General features: G+C 62.7%; 18 protein-coding genes. 5 read left to right on the plus strand and 13 right to left on the minus strand.

Annotation, left to right across the window (positions count from 1 at the left end):
• Positions 1-34: 34 nt before the first annotated feature.
• Entirely contained in the window at positions 35-1,192 is a 1,158-nt protein-coding gene (nusA, locus tag B5G34_RS10025; protein WP_087336705.1) for a transcription termination factor NusA, read from the minus strand.
• A gap of 51 nt (positions 1,193-1,243) precedes the next feature.
• On the minus strand, positions 1,244-1,699 hold the full coding sequence (rimP, locus tag B5G34_RS10030; protein ID WP_087336708.1) for a ribosome maturation factor RimP: 456 nt from the start codon (positions 1,697-1,699) through the stop codon (positions 1,244-1,246).
• Between the two features lie 250 nt (positions 1,700-1,949).
• Here rimP and B5G34_RS10035 point away from each other — a divergent pair, with 250 nt between their 5' ends.
• From B5G34_RS10035 to B5G34_RS10045, 3 genes are read left to right on the plus strand one after another with little or no spacing between them, the layout of a single operon-like run.
• Positions 1,950-2,879, plus strand: coding sequence for a MoxR family ATPase (locus tag B5G34_RS10035; protein ID WP_087336711.1), 930 nt, complete (start codon positions 1,950-1,952; stop codon positions 2,877-2,879).
• A gap of 4 nt (positions 2,880-2,883) precedes the next feature.
• Positions 2,884-3,885, plus strand: a complete 1,002-nt coding sequence (locus tag B5G34_RS10040) for a DUF58 domain-containing protein (RefSeq protein ID WP_087336714.1) — start codon at positions 2,884-2,886, stop codon at positions 3,883-3,885.
• Entirely contained in the window at positions 3,882-6,269 is a 2,388-nt protein-coding gene (locus B5G34_RS10045; RefSeq protein ID WP_087336718.1) for a transglutaminase-like domain-containing protein, read from the plus strand. Before B5G34_RS10040 ends, B5G34_RS10045 begins: the two co-directional genes overlap by 4 nt.
• A 44-nt stretch (positions 6,270-6,313) precedes the next feature.
• Here the strand turns inward: B5G34_RS10045 and B5G34_RS10050 are convergent, their stop codons facing one another.
• The 4 genes from B5G34_RS10050 to B5G34_RS10065 form a co-directional block, all read right to left on the minus strand.
• Positions 6,314-8,221: an LTA synthase family protein gene (locus B5G34_RS10050; RefSeq protein WP_087336721.1), complete on the minus strand. Its 1,908-nt coding sequence runs from the start codon at positions 8,219-8,221 to the stop codon at positions 6,314-6,316.
• A 121-nt stretch (positions 8,222-8,342) separates the two neighbouring features.
• Positions 8,343-8,918 (minus strand): ATP-binding cassette domain-containing protein, encoded by a 576-nt coding sequence (locus tag B5G34_RS10055; RefSeq protein WP_087336724.1) that lies wholly within the window; start codon positions 8,916-8,918, stop codon positions 8,343-8,345.
• Positions 8,915-9,709: an ABC transporter permease subunit gene (locus tag B5G34_RS10060; protein WP_087336727.1), complete on the minus strand. Its 795-nt coding sequence runs from the start codon at positions 9,707-9,709 to the stop codon at positions 8,915-8,917. The genes B5G34_RS10055 and B5G34_RS10060 overlap by 4 nt, the downstream gene beginning before the upstream one ends.
• Positions 9,684-10,715 (minus strand): ABC transporter substrate-binding protein, encoded by a 1,032-nt coding sequence (locus B5G34_RS10065; RefSeq protein WP_087336730.1) that lies wholly within the window; start codon positions 10,713-10,715, stop codon positions 9,684-9,686. The genes B5G34_RS10060 and B5G34_RS10065 overlap by 26 nt, the downstream gene beginning before the upstream one ends.
• 166 nt (positions 10,716-10,881) lie before the next feature.
• Here B5G34_RS10065 and B5G34_RS19410 point away from each other — a divergent pair, with 166 nt between their 5' ends.
• Complete coding sequence (locus tag B5G34_RS19410) at positions 10,882-11,190, plus strand: hypothetical protein (RefSeq protein ID WP_087336734.1); 309 nt, start codon at positions 10,882-10,884, stop codon at positions 11,188-11,190.
• A gap of 138 nt (positions 11,191-11,328) precedes the next feature.
• On the plus strand, positions 11,329-12,426 hold the full coding sequence (locus B5G34_RS10075; protein WP_242956968.1) for an LCP family protein: 1,098 nt from the start codon (positions 11,329-11,331) through the stop codon (positions 12,424-12,426).
• 215 nt (positions 12,427-12,641) lie between these two features.
• Here B5G34_RS10075 and B5G34_RS10080 read toward each other — a convergent pair whose 3' ends face one another.
• From B5G34_RS10080 to B5G34_RS10110, 7 genes are all read right to left on the minus strand, one after another.
• Positions 12,642-12,833 (minus strand): hypothetical protein, encoded by a 192-nt coding sequence (locus B5G34_RS10080; RefSeq protein WP_087189476.1) that lies wholly within the window; start codon positions 12,831-12,833, stop codon positions 12,642-12,644.
• Positions 12,834-12,859: 26 nt separating this feature from the next.
• Positions 12,860-13,612, minus strand: coding sequence for a peptidoglycan recognition family protein (locus B5G34_RS10085; RefSeq protein WP_087336738.1), 753 nt, complete (start codon positions 13,610-13,612; stop codon positions 12,860-12,862).
• Between the two features lie 44 nt (positions 13,613-13,656).
• Positions 13,657-14,007 (minus strand): hypothetical protein, encoded by a 351-nt coding sequence (locus B5G34_RS10090; RefSeq protein WP_087336741.1) that lies wholly within the window; start codon positions 14,005-14,007, stop codon positions 13,657-13,659.
• A 66-nt stretch (positions 14,008-14,073) separates the two neighbouring features.
• The gene (locus B5G34_RS10095) at positions 14,074-14,859 is read right to left on the minus strand and encodes an amino acid ABC transporter ATP-binding protein (protein ID WP_087336744.1); all 786 of its coding nucleotides are present in this window, start codon (positions 14,857-14,859) and stop codon (positions 14,074-14,076) included.
• A gap of 13 nt (positions 14,860-14,872) precedes the next feature.
• On the minus strand, positions 14,873-15,511 hold the full coding sequence (locus tag B5G34_RS10100; RefSeq protein ID WP_087336747.1) for an amino acid ABC transporter permease: 639 nt from the start codon (positions 15,509-15,511) through the stop codon (positions 14,873-14,875).
• Positions 15,512-15,583: 72 nt separating this feature from the next.
• Positions 15,584-16,435 carry a transporter substrate-binding domain-containing protein gene (locus B5G34_RS10105; protein WP_087336750.1) on the minus strand — a complete coding sequence of 284 codons (852 nt, stop codon included), beginning with the start codon at positions 16,433-16,435 and terminating at the stop codon, positions 15,584-15,586.
• A 78-nt stretch (positions 16,436-16,513) separates the two neighbouring features.
• Positions 16,514-17,101 (minus strand): molybdenum cofactor guanylyltransferase, encoded by a 588-nt coding sequence (locus B5G34_RS10110; protein ID WP_087336753.1) that lies wholly within the window; start codon positions 17,099-17,101, stop codon positions 16,514-16,516.
• Positions 17,102-17,155 lie beyond the last annotated feature (54 nt).

A 17,155-nucleotide genomic window follows, 5' to 3' on the forward strand; every position in this document is an offset into this window, starting at 1 on the left:
TGCCCCCCTTCCATTGCATTTGATCACCGAGGAATTACTCCTCAATCTCGGCCTCGTCCTCCAGGATCACATCCTCCTCGTCCTCCACTTCCTCGTCAGCAGGGGCGGAGGCGGGCTTGATGTCGATCTTCCAGCCGGTCAGCTTGGCGGCCAGACGGGCGTTCTGGCCCTCCTTGCCGATGGCCAGGGAGAGCTGATCGTCGGGCACCACCACGCGGCAGGTCTTGCCCTCCTCATGGATGTCCACGCTGATAACATCAGCGGGAGACAGGGCGGCAGCGATGTACACGGCGGGGTCCTCGGACCACTTGACGATGTCCACCTTCTCGCCGCGGAGCTCCTCCACGATGTTGTTCACGCGCTGGCCCCGGGGACCCACGCAGGCGCCGATGGGGTCCACGTTTGGATCGGCGGACCAGACGGCCAGCTTGGTGCGGGAACCGGCCTCACGGGCGATGGACTTGACCTCCACGGTGCCGTCGTAGATCTCGGGCACCTCCATCTCGAACAGGCGCTTCACCAGGCCGGGATGGGTGCGGGAGATGAGGACCTGGGGCCCCTTGGTGGAACGGCGGACCTCCACCACGTACACCCGCAGGCGCATGCCCTCCACGTACTCCTCGCCCTTGACCTGCTCGCCGGCGGCCAGGAAGGCCTCGGTGGCCTCGCTGCCCGAGCCGATGCGCAGGCTGGCGGCGCCGGAGCGGGGATCGATGCGGGTGACCACACCGGTGAGGATCTCGTGCTCCTTGGAGGAGAACTCGTCGTACACCATGCCCCGCTCGGCCTCACGCATGCCCTGAATGATGACCTGACGGGCGGTCTGGGCGGCAATGCGGCCAAAGTCCCGGGTCTTGATCTCGATGCGGATCACGTCACCCAGCTGGGCCTGGGGCAGCTTGGAGCGAGCCATCTCCAGGCTCATCTCGGTGCAGGGGTTATCCACCTCCTCCACCACGTCCTTCTTGACGAACATGCGGACGGTACCGGCCTCCTCGTCGGCCTCCACCACGATGTTGTCCCCGGCAGACTCATGGTCCCGCTTGTAGGCGGACACCAGGGCCTGGGTGATCTTATCCAGCATGTAGGCCTTGGGGATGCCCTTTTCCTTCTCAATCAGGTTGATGGCGGCGAAAAACTCCTTGCCGTCCAGCTCATTGGTCTTCTGCGCTTTGGCGTTCTTCTTCGGCATAGCTCTGTCTCCTTATCCTCAACACGGGCGGTTCCTGTCCGCCCCTACATCTTAAAACCGCACGTACAGCCGGGTCTGAGCCACGTCCTTCTTGACGAAGGTCCTGGGTCCGTCCGCCGTGTCAATGGTCACGTCGCCGTTTTCATAGCCGGAGAGGATACCCACGTGGTCCTTCCGGCCGTCCACCGCCCGGTAGAGACGCACCTCCACCTCACTGCCCATGAAGGCGGCAAAATGCTCCGGCTTCTTCAGGGGCCGGTCGGCACCGGCGGAGGACACCTCCAGCACATAGCTGCCCTCGATGGGGTCGGCCTCGTCCAGGGCGTCGGACAGGGGGCGGCTCACCGCCTCGCAGTCGTTGATGGAGACGCCCTCCTCCTTGTCAATGTAGACCCGCAGGAACCACTGCCCCGCCTCACGGACGTATTCCACGTCCCACAGGGTGCAGCCGGCGGCCTCCACCAGGGGAGCCGCCAGGGTGGATACCAGCTCTGTTACCTTGGCCATAAGCCACCTCCGGCATAGGATGTAAATTTTTTACATTCCCCGTTTTTTCAATAAGAAAGAGCGGAGCCGTGACCCCACTCTCATCATACCTCTACTACTAACGTATGTACTATACCACAAAGTGGTGTTTTGCGCAAGGGTCTGCCGTGATTTTTTCCATTCCCGGCTTTTTTATTCCTTATAGTTGACATAATGGTACGCTCTGATACAATAGGACTTAGCTTTCAGATATCTTTAAGGAGGGCGGAACATGGACGGCAACAAACAGGCCCTGGAGATCCTGGGCGAAGTGAAGAAAGCGGTGGTCGGCAAGGACGACGTGCTGGCCAAGGTGCTGCTGGCCATTCTGGCCCGGGGCCACATTTTGTTGGAGGATATCCCCGGCGTGGGCAAGACCACCATGGCATTGGCTTTTTCCAAGGCTTTGAGCCTGAAATATAACCGGGTGCAGTTCACCCCCGACGTAATGCCCTCGGACATCACCGGTTTTTCCATCTACAACAAGGCCACCGGCGCCATGGAGTACCAGCCCGGCGCGGTGCTGTGCAACCTGTTTCTGGCAGACGAGCTCAACCGGGCCACCAGCCGCACCCAGTCTGCCCTGCTGGAGGCCATGGAGGAGGGTCAGGTCACCGTGGACGGGGTGAGCCATCCGGTGCCCCAGCCCTTCCTGGTCATCGCCACCCAGAACCCGGCGGGGGCCTCGGGCACCCAGCTGCTGCCCGACTCCCAGATGGACCGGTTTATGATCCGCCTGTCCATCGGCTACCCCGCCCCGGCGGACGAGCTGGACATGGTGCGCCGCAAGCAGGGGGGCAATCCTCTGGACCAAGTGCGGCAGGTACTGGATCTGGCCGGTCTGGCCGCCCTGCGGGAGCAGGCCGACCGGGTGTATGTGTCCGATGAGGTGCTGGACTACATCATCCGGCTGGTAAACGCCACCCGCAGCCATCCCATGATCGTTCAGGGGGCCAGTCCCCGGGCCTCCCTGGCCCTCACCGCCATGGCCAAGGCGGCCGCCCTGGTGCTGGGCCGGGACTATGTGAATCCGGAGGACGTGTCCATGGTCTTTGCCGACGTGGTGGCTCACCGGCTCATCCTCTCCCCCCGGGCGGAGGCCAGCGGCGGCTTTGATCTGTCGGAGATCCTCCGGCAGGTCCAGCCCCCCAAGATCGGGTGAGGCCATGACTTCCCGTCGGATCCTGTACGCCGTTCTGGTGGCGGCGGCGGTATTGTTTCAAATTTTGTTCCGGTTCTACCTGTCCACCTTTATCCTGGTATTCATCCTCGTGCTGCCGGTGCTCTCCCTGCTGCTGGCCCTGCCCGGCCTGGCGGGGAACCGGCTGGAGATTCGGCCTGACAGCCCCTCCGTGGTACGGGGGGAGCAGGCCCAGTTCCGTATCTGCCTGCACACCCCCTCCCCCTTCCCCCTGATCCGGCCCCGGGTCAGACTGCGCTGGACCAACCAGCTCACCGGCGAGGAGGGACAGGCCCTGCTGGCGGCCTCCCCCACAAAGGAGGTCCCCCTGACTATCCCCGCCGACCACTGCGGCCGGCTGGTATGCCGGGCGGAGCGGGCCTGGAGCTGCGATCTGCTGGGTCTCTTCCCTCTGCCCGTGGGGCGAGGGGAAGAGGGGGCCGTCCTGGTGCTGCCTCCCGCCCTGGAGCTGGACGACGCCCAGGAGCTCACCGGCGGTCAGAACGACGGGGTGGTGCTCCGTCCCCGGCCCGGCGGCGGTCCCGGCGAGGACTACGACCTGCGGGAGTACCGGGCGGGGGACCCCCTGCGTTCGGTCCATTGGAAGCTGTCCTCCAAGCTGGACGAGCTGGTGGTGCGGGAGACCCTGGAGCCCCAGCAGGCCGCCATTGTGGTGACCTACGACCACTTCGGCTCTCCCGAGGTGCTGGACCGCACCTTTGCTCAGCTGTGCGCCCTGTCCCGCTGGCTGCTGGACCGGGACCGGCCCCACCATATCCAGTGGGCCGCCCCTCTCACCGGTGTCATTGAGGACCGGCCGGTGGACGGAGAGCGGGCCCTGCTGGCCTGTCTGGAGCTGTCCTTCTCCACCCCGGCGCCCCAGGAGGGCCGCTCCATTCTGGACGGCGCCCTGCTGCTGCCCGCCGGATCGGGCAAGGTGCGCCATCTCCATGTGACGCCCGAGGGCGTGGAAGGAGGGGGACGATGAAACACCGTGAAAAGCACCCGCCCAAGCCCCGCTCCAACCGCCGGCCTCGGCCCCTGGAGCTCTTCACCGGCGGTCTGCTCCTCTTTCTGCTGCTCACCGGCACCCTGTGGGCCTTCTCCTCGGCAGTGGGCCAAAGCCTTCATCCGTTCCTGCTGCTGACCGGCTGCACCCTGCTGAGCGTGCTGCTCACCCTGCTCTGTGCCCTTCCCACCCGCTGGATGCTGTTCGGCATGGCCGCGGTACTGGGGGCCGCCGGTTTTACCGTATGGCGGCTGTTTCCCATCATGCAGCTGGGTGAGATCACCTTCCGCTGCGCAGTGGTCAACACCGTGTGTACCAGCCTGGAGCTGGACGGCTTTATCTACCCCATTGCCCAGCTGCCCACCATGGTATGGATCCGCTCTGCCACACTGCTGGCTCTGGTGGTGGCTGCGGTGCTGGGCGTTCTGCTGGCCCTGGCGGTGATACGGCGGCCTTCCTTTTCCGTATCCTTTCTGCTCACCGTGCCCTTTGTGCTGGCACCCCTGTGCATCTCAGTGACCCCGGCCTGGCTGCCCCTGATGGGGCTGATCCTGGGCTGGACCGTCATGGGTCTGGGCTCTCTGGTCCGGCGGCAGGACCGGGCAGGGGCCGCCAAGCTCACCCTGCTCTCTCTCCCGGCGGCGGCCCTGCTTCTCTTCCTGCTGGGGCTGGCCATGCCCCAGGACAGCTACCAGCGGCCCCGGTGGGCGGACGATGCCCTGGACTCCATCAACAACTGGGTGACCCACCTGGACGTGACCCTCTTCCACGGAAAGGGACCCTTCGGCTTTGGGTCGGGCGGCTCCTTTGCCGACGCCGACGGCAAGGTGTCTCTGGACGACGCCGGACCTCTGGACTTCTCCGGCCGGACGGTGCTGGAGGTGGACACCGACCTGCGGGGCCGGATCTACCTGCGGGGCTTTTCCAGCGCGGTGTACGACAGCGATGGCTGGGGGCCTCTGGAGGAAGCGGACTACGATGACCTGGGCATCTTCCATTACCCCATTGGTGAGGTTTCCGGTCAGTTTTCCCTCTCCGACCTGTCCAATGCCCTGGACAGCTATCAGCCTATGAACTTCCCCGCTCTGGCTGACCGAAACACCTTCCCTAACAAGCAATATGCTAAGGTCACCGTCCATAATGTGGGCGCCGACCCGGGCTATGTATATGTCCCCTATCACATTCTGTCCCAGCCCAACGAGCTCAGCGGCACCAGGTTTATGTACGATTCCTATCTGGCCCGGGGGGAGGATGTCTGGACCCACACGATATACGTCCAGCCCGGCTGTAATCCCCTGTCCGGGGCGGAGCTGCCGGGGGAGGCCGCCCAGGCCGAGAGCACCTATGCCTACTTTGTCTATGACAGCTCCTACATGGCCATTGATGAGGATGCGGTGGACGCTGTCTCCGACGCATTGAACAAGCTGTTCGGAAACCCAGCCCAGTCGCTGCCCGGCGGGCTGGACAATGAGCATCTTCAGGCCTATTCCAGCTATATTTCCTATGGTCGTTTGAGCGAAGAGGATTCCCGGGGAGCCATGCTCAGTCTGGCCGGGATGGTGGGGGACTATTTGTCTCAGCTGGCGGAATATGACCCGGACACCCACGCCACTCCGGAGGGGGAGGACTTTGTGTCCTACTTTTTGACCGAAAGCCACCGGGGCTACTGTATGCACTTCGCCTCTGCCGCCACCCTGATGCTGCGTGCCATCGGTATTCCCGCCCGGTACGTCACCGGCTATGTGGCCGACGTGCCCCCCTCCGGCCATGTGAATGTCCCCGACTCTGCCGCCCATGCCTGGGTGGAGATCTATATTGACGGCTACGGCTGGGAACCCATCGAGGTCACCCCTGCCTATGCCGGCAGCAACCCCGGCCAGAGCGGGACCGCGGAACCCACCCCCACGCCTACCGCGATGCCCACCCCCACTGCCACCCAGGGTCCTCAGGCCAGCGCCCGGCCTTCCGCCGCTCCTGACGATCCGGATGAGGACGGCCAGGAGGCCGCCCCCCTGGATCTGCGCTTCATCCTGATCCCCCTGGCCGCTGTGCTGGTGGTGCTGGCCTTCCCCGTCCGCCGCTCTGTGGGCCGGAGCCGCCGGGAGAAGAAATTCCGGCAGGAAAACACCAACCGGGCGGTTATTGCCGCCTACCTCCACCTGGAGAAGCTGGCGCGCTGGGGCGGTCAGACCCCGGAGGAGGTGGCCGAACTGGCCAAGAAGGCCAAGTTCAGCCCCCATACCCTGACGGAGGAGGAGCGGAGCACCGCCGTGGAGGCTGCCCGCACCATCTCCGCCCAGGTGGACAAGGCCCTGCCCTGGTACAAGCGCTTCTGCTGCCGCTATATTCTGGGACTCTGTTAAACAAAACGCGCCCCCGGAGGAAATTCCCTCCGGGGGCGCGTTTGCTATTGGATCAGGGAAAAGAAGTTTTCCAGCCGATCGGCCTTATCAAAGATGTTGTTGTACAGCAGCACCTTGTACTCCTCGATGGCGGCGTCCAGATCGGCAGGCAGAGCCTCGTTCTCTCCGTACCAGTTGCCCTGGGCGTCCCGGATGCCCACGGTGTTGATGACCGGGGCCACCTCCCGGAGCTGGGACAAAAACTTCTGATATCCTGTCTGAGGCAGGTTGGCAGCCTCCATCAGCAGGGCAGACAGATAGTTGAGGGAGAGCTCGATGCCCTCCGCTTCCGGGATATCGTAGTTGGCCCACAGGGCAAAGGGCACCATCTGCTTCTTCTGGGCCAGTTCGGTGTCCGGGTCCTCCCCCAGCACATCGGTGTAGAAGTTGGTGGCCACCTGGGGCTGATGGTCCCCGAAGATGAGGATCATAGTGGGCTCCTCCACCTGGGAGAAGTAGTTGATGAGATACTCCAGGGCCTGGTCGCTCTGATAGATCAGGGATAAGTACTGATTCACCGTCTGGAAGCGATTCTCCAACTCTCCGGTGAGCCACACCTCCCGGGGCAGGTTCTCCCAGGACATCTGGTAGCCGCTGTGGTTCTGCATGGTGACGTTGAAGAGGAACAGGGGCTCCCCCTCCTCCTTCTCCTCATAGAGCCGGATCAGGTTCTCGTAGTCGCACTGATCGGTGACATAACCCGTCTTTTCATCCCCCCGCATATAGGTACGGTTTTGGAAGTCGCTCTCAAAGTACACCTCATCAAAGCCGAAGTTGCTGTACACCGAGGGGCGGTTCCAGCCGGAGGAGCGGTAGGGGTGGGCGGCGATGGTGTGGTAGCCCAGGGCGGACATCTGGCTCACCAGAGTGGGGTCCCCGTCGGAGACATACATCTGGTAGGGCACCGTACCGGCGGGCAGGAAGGCGGTGGTGTTGCCGGTAAGGAACTCATACTCCGAGTTGGCAGTGGTGCCGCCGAACACCGAGGAGTAGGCGTAGCCCTTGATGGTGTTCTCGGTGAGGGAACGGAGGAAAGGCATGGCGTCCATATTGGTCTCCACCCCCGGCAGCACACTGAGGTCAGAGAAGGACTCGTTCATGATGACGATGACATTCACCGGCCGGGTGGTGCCGTCCGGGTCCACCACGCTCACCGACACGTCGTCGCTGATATTCTCCCCGCCCAGGGCGTTCAGGGTCTCCTCCGAGTAGGTGTCCGGCTTTTCCACCCGCATGTATTTCATGCACACGGTAAAATTGAGGAACAGGCCGTTGCCCCGGGTGGTCCACATGGAGGGTTCAATGCCCAACCGCTCCACCATGCTGGTGCCGAAGAACACCGCCAGGAAAACGGCGGTCAGACCCGCTGAGGGAAGGAACACCTTCCAGGAGAACTTCTTCCGGGGCTCCTTGGGCAGGAATTTTATCAGCAGGAAAATGACCACCACAACGATCAGGGTGATGAACTGCCGCTGGGACAGGCGGTAGTCGTAGCCCCCCGCCACATTGAGGGCGGTGCCCAGGCAGAGGAAGTCCCCGGGGAACAGGGTACGCCCCCGGAAGGCGATGAGGTAGTGGTTGACAAAGCCGAAGCCCCAAGTGAAGATCAGGCCCAGCTTGATGGCCCCGCTCCGCCGTCCCCGCAGGAAGTAGAACACCAGCTCCGCCAGGTAGTACCACACCAGGTTGAGGGCCACCTGGACGGTGCTGAAGCCCCGCCAGGGGTCATTATAGTTGAGGTACTCCACCATGGTGAAGGAGATGAGGGGCACCACGATGAGCAGCACCATGGTGACCCACCAGTACTGCCGGGGCGTCAGAGGTAGTCTGGGCCACTTCAACGGAAATCGTTTTTTCTCCGGAAGCCGGGGAGCAGCTTCCGGAGTTTGTGAAGCTTCAATGGAATGACTCATGTTTTTACGCTGCCTTTACCAAAAATGTATGGTTCCCATTTTATCACAAAAAGGCGAAAGCGCAACGCGCTTTCGCCTTTGTTCACAAAACCTTTGTAACTCTGAAAGCAAGCTGAACCTCCTAAACCCGGCACAGAGGCGGGCCGGACAGCTCCACCACCCGGTCGCACAGGGCCACGATTTCCGCCTCGTGGCTGGACAGTACCACCGGCACCCCCAGCTGACGCACCCGGTCCAGGATACGCGCCGCCCGGGGGGTGTCCACCCCGGTGAAGGGCTCGTCCAGCAGAAAGAGCCCCCCGCCGCAGGCCAGGGTACGGGCCAGAGCCAATCTCCGGCCCATGCCGCCGGACAGGGCGGCGGGATGGGTCTTCTCCTCCCCCTCCAGCTCCGCCAGGGCCAGCCAGCGCTCCGCCTCCCCCCGGCGGCTCCGGGGAAGCACGTCGGTGATATGCTGCTCCGCCGTCCGCCAGGGCAGCAGCCGGTTCTCCTGGAAGAGGATGACCGGCGGCGTGGGAGCGGTCACCGCGCCCCCCTCCACCGGCTGGAGTCCCGCCAGCACCCGCAGCAGAGTAGTCTTGCCGCAGCCCGACGGACCGGACAGGGCGGTGATCCCCTTCGCCGGCAGCTCCAGGGAGAATCGGTCCAATACCGTCTTTTCTTCAAAACGGACGGTAATATCTTTTACGGATATCACGTTTTACCCCCTCCCAGCCGCCGGAACAGGAAGCCCAGCACATATTCCAGCAGAAAGCTCAGCACAATGACCACCGCCGTCCAGGCAAAGAGGTCGGGGGTCTCCAGGGTGATCTTGGCCCGGTACAGCTGGGTGCCGATGGCCAGCTTGGGCTGGCACAGCACCTCGGCGGCCACCCCGGCCTTCCAGGCCAGACCCAGGCCGGTGGCGCAGCCGCTGGCAAAGTAGGGCAGCACCGAGGGCAGGTAGACCAGCCGAAAGGTCCTGCCCCGTCCGAAGCGGTAGGCTCGGGCGGCCTCCAGCAGCAGGGGGTCGGTCTGGGCCACTCCCTTGCTGACGTTGCCCCACAGCACCGGCAGCACCATCAGCCCGGACACGATGGCGGGCACCCAGCCGGAGGAGGGGGCCCACAGCAGCACCAGCACGATAAAGGAGGCCACCGGGATGGCCCGGATTACCTTCACCGCCGGGGTAAGCACCCAGTCCGCGCACCGCAGGGCGGAGGTGGCCGCCGCCACCGCCGCACCTGCCGCCGCGCCTACGGCGAAACCGGCAAAGATGCGCCCCAGGGTGACCGCCGCCGCCTGCCAGAAGGCAGGCTGGACCGCCAGCAGCCGCAGCCGCTCCGCCACCAGCATGGGATAGGGCAGCAGCAGGGCCCCGTGGCCGTTGGTGCGCAGGTCCACCAAAAAGGCCGCAAGCTGCCAAACCCCCAGCCAGAAGGCCAGGGGTATGACAGCTCGCAGTAATTTATTTTGTTTGAAATTACGGGATGTAGTAGAAGGCGTCATCGGGGATGGAACCTCCGATCGAAGTGGGGTCGGCGGCAAAGAGCACCTCATAGTAGCTGGAGATGGACTTCAGGTCCTCACCGGCGGTGAAGATCATGTTGGCCTGGGGGATGGCGGCGGTAGCGATGGCGGCCTTGGGCACGATGCCGTACTCCTCGATGAGCTGTCCGCCCTCCTCCGGGTTGTCCTTGATATAGTTGATGGAGGCCTCATACTCGGTGAGGAAAGCCTCAACCGCCTCGGGATGCTCCTGGGCAAATTCGGTGCGCACCACCACGCAGCCCATGGTGAAGGTGCCGGAGGCCCCCGACTCGGTCCAGGCGTCGCTCAGGTCGATGGCGTCCCGCACGTCGCTGTTCTGCATGAGCACGGTGGTGGCGGCGGGAACGGGGAGCATGCACAGGTCGATCTCACCGGAGGCCATCAGGGAGGTGACCTCCTCGCTGGTCTTCCACTGGATATCCACGTCGGTATCGGGGTCCAGACCATTCTGGGTCAGCAGGTAGTCCAGCACAAACTCGGTGTTGGTGCCCTGGTTGATGGCGTAGATGGTCTTGCCGGACAGGTCGGCCAGGGAGTGGACGGTGTCGCCGTTCTCCAGGATGTGGAGCACACCCAGGGTATTGAGGGCCAGCAGCTGGATGCTGCCGGTCTTGTTGTACAGGTTGGCGGCCACATTGGTGGGCAGAGCGGCAATGTCCAGCTCACCGCTGTTCAGCTTGGGTACGATATCGGTGGAGGGATCGGAGCCCATGGTGACGTTGTAGTGGTTCACGGTCTCCCCGGCGTCATTGTCAGAGAGCAGCTTGGCTGCGCCCATGCCGGTGGGGCCGTTGAGCAGGCCCAGGTTGATGTCGGTCCCCTCCGCAGCGGGGGTCTCGCTCTCCACCACGGGGGTGGTCTCGGCGGGCGGGGTGCTCTCCTGGGTATCGGTATTGGATGCGCAGGCGGCAAGGCCCAGCGCCAGGGCCACAGTCAGGCCCAGTGCAAGCAGTTTCTTCTTCATGGTATCTCGTTCCTTTCTAGACCACCGAAGGGTTTTCCCTTCATACGGTCCAGTTCAGTGTACCATGTCTCCTGAAAATGTCAACAGGCAATTTCCCCAATTTCACCCCGTCCGGACCCGCAGAACTCCAAATGCATAGGATGGAGGGCATAAAGGAGGTATTTCTATGAGCCAACCCACCTGTCAGAAAAACCGGGATTTGGAGGCCCAGCGCCGGGCGGCCGCTATCCTGGCCCAGAGCCACCAGGAGCCCCCGCTGCCCCAGGAGCCGGCCATGAAGCGCTACGTCCACCCCATCCCCTGCTGGGGCGGCTGCCCCTGGCCCGCCCAGAGCCAAGAGCACGGCCAGAGCATGGACCGGGTACTGGAGGAGCTGACCCGCCAGAATCAGCTGCTGGTGGAGCTGCTGGGGGCGGTCAACGCCCTCACCGCCGCCACCCTCAGCATCCGCAGCCGGTTCGTGGGGGAGGAATAGGTCGTTTCCTGTCAAAAAACAAAATCTTAAGAAACTTTAGCTTGTAGGCTGCCGTCTAATTGGATATAATGCGGTCAATTCCAACCGCCAAGCCCTTACATATCATATCAATGCTACCAAAGAAAGGCGTGGTCTCCCGTGGCCAAAAGGCTTACAAAGAGAGAAAAGGTCCGTCTGTCCCCCGGCCAGCAGGTGCTCCGGGTGCTGTTTATCATCCTGGTGATCCTGTCCTCCCTGGTGGTGGTGGGATACACCGCCTTCCGACTGATGGCCCAGCCCCCCAAGATCGCCCTGGAGGAGACCCCGCCCCCGGCGGAGAGCGCCGGGCTGTCCACCGATTCCCCGGAGCCCGTACAGAGCGAGACATCCTCCCGGCAGCGGAAGGAGTACACCTACACCTTCCTGCTGTGCGCCAGCGACCAGGCCAGCGGCAACGTGGACACCATGATCGTGGCTACCTACGACACGGTGAATCAGACCATCGCCATGGCCTCCATCCCCCGGGACACCCTGATCGAGGGGGTCTCCGGCAAGGGAAAGCATTTCTACAAGCTGTGCAGCATGTACCCCTACAACGGCATCGACGCTCTGAAGGAAGAGGTCCGCAAAATCGTAGGCTTCCCCATCGACTTCTATGTGAAGGTCAACACCAAGGGCTTTGTGAAGCTGGTGGATGCGGTGGGGGGCGTCAACTTCAACGTGCCCGTCCACATGGCCTATGACGACCCCGCCCAGAACCTGCACATCCACTTCGAGCCGGGGATGCAGTACCTCACCGGCACCGACGCGCTGAAGGTGGTACGCTGCCGGAAAAATTCCGACGGCAAGGGCGTCTATCCCCATAACATCTACGACGCCTACCCCGACGCCGACATCGGCCGCACCAAGACCCAGCGGGAACTGATCATGGCGGTGCTGAAGAAGGCCATCTCCCAGCCCCTGAACCTGCCCACCTACTACGATATTTTCATGGAGAACGTGGAGACCGACCTGAAAGTCACCGACCTGGCCTACTTTGCCGACAAGGGCCTGAGCTTTGACTTTGACAACGTGACCGCTACCTCCCTGCCGGGGGACGGCACGGTTAAGTACAAGGGCGTGGACTGGTGCTATGAGCTCTACCCCGATAAGGTGCTGGACATCGTCAACACCTCCGGCCTCAACCCCTACACCACCGACATCACCGCCGACATGCTGAACATCACCCAGAGCGGCACCGCCAAGCGATACGATTGAGCAAAAAAGGACGCCTTTCGGCGTCCTTTTTTAATAGCCTCGCAGAGTTCGCGCCCGCAGGCGCGAAAAAAGTCCAGTTCGTTTTCAGCCGCGACAAGTGCGTGGCTGAAAACACTTCTCAGCCCGCAAGTGTGGACTCTGGCCGCTTACAGCGGACAAAGTCTGCGCGCGGCGGGCTGCAGCTCTTTCAAAAAAGTGCTTTGTCACTTTTTTGATTAGACAAACTCGTAATCCACGAATTTGTCCTCACCCTGCTTGTTGTCCTTGGTCTCGCCCACAAAAGTGCCCATCACGTGGCAGTCGGGGCAGAAGCCAAACTCGGGCTCAGAGGCAAACTCCAGCTCATAGCGGTACTTCTTGCCGCACTGCGGGCACTCGTAAAAGAAATAGTAGGTTCCCCAGGTCATTTTTTACTTCCTCCTCTTGTTTCCTGTCATTTTCCCAGCAGACCCAGCCGCTCCAGGATCAAAGCGGCCTGCTCCCGGGTCAGGGGAGCGCCGGGGGCGGTACCGTCAAAGATCCCCGCCTCCTCCGCCTTCTTCCAGGCCGCTTTGGCCCAGTCGCTCACCGTCCGGGCGGAAACCGCCCCCTCCCGGGCGGCAAGGGCGGCGTCAAACTGCTCCTGCGTCATCTCCGGTTCACCCCCCTTCAGCCGCGCTTTCACATCGGCGCGGAGGGTATCCATGCTCTTGCCATGCTTGGGGAACCAGTGGCCCACATCCGCGTGGTTGGAGGCCAGTCCCAGCTTACAGCCTTCCGCATGGTCGATGATGTCCCGCTCGGGGTCCAGGCCGTAGGTTTCGCACAGGTAGGCGCACAGCTCCACCGCCGTGTTGTATATCTGCTGGAAATAGGGCCCATTCTTCACCGGGTCGTATCCGATCATGGTGCCGCCTTTGTAGGTGTGTCCGGCGGGCTCCAGGATCTCAAAACTGATATGGGTGTTGTTGGCCGCGCCGCCGGCGTGCCACCCCCGCCAGTTCCAGGGCAGGGTCTCTGTGACGCCCCCCTGGTGGACAAAGGCATGGACACAGGCGTTTACCCCCGGTTTGTCCCAGGCCTTCAGAAATACGTTGACGTCGGGCTGGGCCACACCGGTGGAGTGGACCATGATGCCCTTTGGCTTGATGGTCCGTCCGGCCTTGTAGCAGTCGCTGTTGGTAAGAATATGCTCTGTGATGTGCATTGGCAACCCCTCCGGGTCATCCTATGCTCATCACACGCCGTCGGTCATTCTCCCTCGGCTTTGGCCGCCTCCAGCTCCGCCCGGCGGGCGTCTCTGGCCTGGATGGTCTCCTTCAGACTTCTGGGCGGCCGGGCGTTGATGGTCTCCTGCCAGGTCAGCGCCCAGGCGCGCAGCTCCTCCAGCCCCTCCTCGCTCATGGGGAAGGACGTGGTCTCCTCCACCGTACTGTCCTGGAGCCGCCAGGGGCCCTCCCACACCTGGGCGGTCAGGGAGGGTGGATTTTCCTCATCCCCCTTCACCGGGTCCACCCGGTAGCGCATCCGGCCGGAACTGGCAGTCCAGAAGTTTTCATTCTCAAAGTGGGACAGCACCGGCAAAAACATGGTATCGTCCATGGCGTCAACTCCTTGCAGTGGAAAAGCGTGGTATCCAGGTTATGATACCACGCTTTGCGATTCTTTTCAATTCTCGGAATAGCGGGAGAGAAACTGGCGGGTACGCTCCTCCCGGGGCGACTCGATGACCTGCCGGGCGGGTCCCTGCTCCACGATCACGCCGCCGTCCATGAAGATCACCTGGTCGGCCACATCCCGGGCAAAGGCCATCTCATGGGTGACGATGATCATGGTGGTCTTCTGCTCGGCCAGGGAGCGGATGACCTTGAGCACTTCGCCGGTGAGCTCCGGGTCCAGGGCGGAGGTGGGCTCGTCAAAGCACAGGATGTCCGGCTTCAGGGCCAGAGCCCGGGCGATGGCCACCCGCTGCTGTTGGCCGCCGGAGAGCTGGTGCGGGTAGTGGTCCGCCCGGTCGGACAGGCCCATCTTTCCCAGCAGGCTCCGGCCCTCCACCTGGATCTCCTCCAGAATGGCCTTTTTATTCTGCTTGAAGTCGGGCCGCTCCTGGGCCAGCAGTTGGGGCGCCAGGGTCACGTTCTCCAGGGCGGTATACTGGGGGAACAGATTGAAGGACTGAAACACCAGACCGAAGTGGAGGCGCTTCTTGCGCACCTCGGCCTCCCGCTGGGTGGCGGGGTCATCCGAATCAAAGAGAGTCTCCCCGTTGACCAGGATCTTGCCCTGATTGGGGGTCTCCAGGAAGTTGAGGCACCGCAGCAGGGTTGTTTTGCCCGAGCCGGAGGAGCCGATGATGGCCAAAGCCTGCCCCTGCTCCAGGGAAAAGCTGATATCCTCCAGCACCCGGGTGGCCCCAAAGTGCTTTTCAATGTGTTGTACATCCAAAATAGGCATGGAGCGGGCCTCCTTACTTGAAATAGTCCAGCTTCTTCTCAAACCAGCCAAAGAGCAGGGTAAGAATGCCGTTGGCCACCAGATAGAACACGGCGGTATAGAACAGGGGCCAGATCATGCCCTTCTTGATGTAGGACTCGCCCATCCAGATGATCTCATACACCGAGATGACCCGCACCAGGGCAGTGTCCTTCACCAGGGTGATGAACTCGTTGCCCATGGGGGGCACGATGCGCTTGATGACCTGGAGCAGGGTGACCTTGAAGAAGATCTGGCTGCGGGTCATACCCAGCACCAGACCGGCCTCCTGCTGGCCCCGGGGCACCGACTGGATGCCGCCCCGGTAGATCTCGGAGAAGTAGCAGGCGTAGTTGATGACAAAGGTCACCACCGCCGCGGTAAACCGGGGCAGCAGGGGCAGATCAAACATCAGACCCGGCCCGTAGAACACCACCATGATCTGGAGCATCAGGGGAGTGCCCCGGATGATCCACACGATGGTCTTGACCACCGCCCGCAGGGGGGTACACCGGCTCATGGAGCCAAAGGAGATCACCAGACCCAGAGGCAGTGCAAACAGGAGGGTCAGGAGAAAGATCTCCAAAGTGACCACAAACCCCTCCAGCAGGGTGAGCGTAACAGACATCAGCATATCGTTTCCCTCTCTTGGACCGGGGAAGGGCAGAGAGCCCCCGGCTCTCTGCCCTGTTCCCTCAGAATGATCTTATTTCTCGATGACGGACTCCTGAACGCCGTAGGTGTTGGCCAGCTCCATGACGGTGCCGGCATCATAGGCGTCCTTCCAGAAGGTGTTGAAGGCCTCGGTCAGGTCGGAGCCCTTGCGGAAGGCCACGCCATACTCCTCGTCGTTGAGCTGCACGGTATAGGTCAGCTCGGGATAGCTGGTACCCTCACCGATCATGGCGCCCGCCATCAGCAGGTCGATGACACAGGCGTCGGAGGCGCCGGAGGCCACCTCCATCAGGGCGTCGGCCTGGGTGGTCTTGGCCACGTAGGTCAGGCCCAGGGAGTCCAGCTGCGCAGCGCCGGCGGAGCCGTTCTCCACGGCGAAGTTCAGGCCGCTGAGGCTGTCCACGGTCTGGTAGTCCTCAGCCTTGTCGGCGGGAATCACCACCACCTGGCCGTTGCGGCAATAGGGCTCGGACACAGAGGCGCCGGCCAGCACCTCATCGTTGATGGTCATGCCATTCCAGATCACGTCGATGCCCTTGGTGTCCAGCTCCATCAGCTTGTTGTCCCAGTTGATCTCCAGGAACTCCACCTTTACGCCCAGGCTCTCGGCAAAGGCCTTGGCCATATCAGCGTCAAAGCCGATCCACTCGCCGTTCTCATCCTTATAATCCATGGGGGCAAAGTCGGTCATGCCCACCACCAGGGTGCCCTTCTCCTTCACATAGGCCAGGTCGCTCTCAGCGGCGGGAGACTCGGTATTCACATCGGGGGTCTGGCTGTTGCCGGCAGGGGTATTGGCGCTGCCGGTAGTGCCGCCGCCGCAGGCGGTCAGGGCAAAGGTCAGGCCCAGCGCAAGGGCCAGAGCGGTCAGTCTGCGTTTCATGTACATTCCTCCAAACCATGTATGTGGTGGTTGCTTTCGTATATTACCACACTAAAGCGTTATTGTAAAGAGGAATTTTCACTTTTCTCCCTGTCGCTCCGCCGCCCGGCGGAAATCCGTCTGGGTGTTGATATTCCACAGGGCCCGCTCCAGGTCGAAGCCTCCCAGGTCGTCCTCCTCCAGCCAGCGGCAGTCCACCCGGTCCAGCAGGGCCTTCACCGCCCGGCGTCCCTCATCCAGGCAGGCGGTCAGGGCGGGCAGACAGCTGCGGCGATACAGGGCAAACAGGGGCTCCACGCCCCCGTCCCGACGCCGGATGACGCAGGCATCCCCATCCCCCGCCCCGGCCAGCACCCGCCGGGCCAGGTCCGGGCTGGCAAAGGGCAGATCCACGGCGGTCAGAAAGACCGCCTCCGCCCCGGTGCGCAGGAAGGCGGCCTCCAGTCCCGCCAGAGGGCCCTGTCCCGGCCGCAGGTCGGGCAGCTCCTTCCGGCCGGGATAGCGCCCTGGCCGGTCCACCGACACATACACCTGGTCGAAAAGGGGTGCAAGACCTTCCGTCATCCGGTCCAGGAAGCTCTGTCCCTCCAGGGTCAGCCCCGCCTTGTCCCGACCCATCCGGCGGCTCTGTCCGCCGGACAGGACCACCGCAATGGCATGCTCCATATCCGCCCCTCCTTTTGAATCTGATTGATTTTGCCATTGTACCAGAAAAAATTA

The sequence above is a fragment of the Flavonifractor sp. An82 genome (assembly GCF_002159265.1).
Lineage (GTDB): Bacteria > Bacillota > Clostridia > Oscillospirales > Oscillospiraceae > Flavonifractor.